1 protein-coding gene is annotated in these 2,247 nt (G+C 27.0%); it reads left to right on the top strand.

The features are described from left to right. Nucleotides 1–2,194 (top strand): acyl-CoA dehydratase activase-related protein (locus G3997_RS03740; protein WP_296648326.1); only part of this gene is annotated, 2,194 nt, incomplete at its 5' end. Between the last annotated feature and the right edge of the window lie 53 nt (nucleotides 2,195–2,247).

Here is a 2,247-nt window from a genome sequence, read left to right as displayed (position 1 = left end):
ATCCTTAAATATGTATGAAGATTATCCATTTTGGCATACTTTCTTTACTGAACTTGGATTTAGAGTTGTATTATCAAGTAGGTCATCTAAAAAACTATATGAAAGTGGGATAACATCTATAGCATCAGAAACTGTATGCTACCCTGCTAAACTTACTCACGGTCATATAGAAAATTTAATACAAAAAGGTATAAAATATATTTTCTATCCTTGTGTTGCAAATGAGAAAAAAGAAGATATTAATGCTAATAATAATTATAACTGCCCTGTTGTAATATCTTATTCCGAGGTTATAAAAAATAATGTTGATGAAATAAGAAAAAACAATATAACATACATAAACCCATTTTTAAGTTTAAATAATAAAGAAAAATTAAAAACTAGATTATATGATGAACTTTCAAAATATTTTAATATTTCAAAATTAGATATTAATAAAGCTGTAGATAAAGCAACAATAGAACAAGAAAACTTCAAAAAAGATATTCAACTTCAAGGTGAAAAAGCATTAGAAAAAATAAGAAAAGATAACTTAAAAGCTATAGTTTTATGTGGTAGACCATATCACATTGATCCTGAAATAAATCACGGAATACCTGAAGTTATAAATTCTTTAGATATGGAAGTTCTTACAGAAGATTCTATATCTCATCTAGGAAAGGTTGAAAGACCTCTTAGAGTTGTCGACCAATGGGTATATCACACAAGACTTTATAATTCAGCAAGTTTTATTAAAGATGAACCTAATTTAGAATTAGTTCAACTAAACTCTTTTGGTTGTGGTTTAGATGCAGTTACAGTTGATCAAGTTCAAGAAATATTAAATCAAAGTTCAAAGATACATACTGTTATTAAAATAGATGAAGGAAATAATTTAGGTGCAGCTAAAATTAGACTTCGTTCTTTAAAAGCCGCAATACTAGAAAGAGAAATAGATAATAATAATGAAGATATTAATAATGAAAAAATAGAATATAAAAAAGGTACTTTAAATAAAAATCACACTATCTTAGTACCTGAAATGTCTCCAATTCATTTTCAATTTTTCCAAAAATCTTTAAATTTAAGTAAAATTAACTTAAAGGTTTTAGATAATACTGGAAGAGATATTATTGATACAGGACTTAGATATGTAAACAATGATGCCTGCTACCCTGCTATAATTGTAGTTGGTCAAATTATAAGTGCACTTAAGTCTGGAGAATATGATTTAGAAAATACATCAGTTGCGATAACTCAAACAGGTGGTGGATGTAGAGCTACAAACTATATAGGATTTTTAAGAAAAGCAATGCATGATGCTGGATTTAAAGATATACCTGTAATTTCATTAAATATTAATGGTATAGAAAAAAATGGAATTATGAAAAATCTAACTCTACCCCTTATAAATAGATTATTTATGAGTGTAATTTATGGAGATTTATTAATGAAGGTATTATATAGGGTAAGACCTTATGAAAAAGTTAAAGGAAGTAGTAATGCCCTTTATAATAAATGGGTAAAAAGATGTTTAGACTCTTTAGATAATGCTAATATATTTACTTTTAATAATAATATAAAAGAAATAATACATGACTTTGATACTTTAGAAATAACAGATATTACAAAACCTAAAGTTGGATTAGTTGGTGAAATATTAGTTAAGTTTCATCCACTTGCCAATAACTCTTTAGTCGATATTATAGAAAAAGAAGGTGGAGAGGCTGTTGTTCCAGAGCTTATAAACTTCTTCTATAGCTGTAGCCTTAATACCTTATATAAATATAAATATCTAGAAGGCAAATGGCTAACTAAAGAAATTGGAAAATCTATTATATGGATTATGGAATCTTATCAAAAGACTTATAAGAAATATCTTGATAGTAGTAAGAGGTTCTCTTCTCCTAAAAATATAGATGTTCTAGCTAAAAGTACAGAAAAAGTCATATCTCCTTGTAATCAAACTGGTGAAGGTTGGTTATTAACAGGCGAGATGATAGAGCTTATTGAAGATGGAGTTAAAAATATTATATGTATGCAACCTTTTGGATGTTTGCCTAATCATATAACTGGTAAAGGTCAAATTAAAGAATTAAAGAGAATTTATAAGGATGCTAATATAATTCCAATTGACTATGACCCATCTGCTAGTGAGACTAATCAATTAAATAGAATAAAGTTAATGCTTTCAACTGCATTTAAAAATATATAAAAAAGACTCTCTTACGAGAGTCTTTGAAGTCTAAATTGTCTATGATTATAATA

Source organism: Romboutsia sp. 13368 (assembly GCF_018336475.1).
Classification (GTDB): domain Bacteria; phylum Bacillota; class Clostridia; order Peptostreptococcales; family Peptostreptococcaceae; genus Romboutsia.
This window is presented reverse-complemented; position numbering and strand designations above follow the sequence as displayed.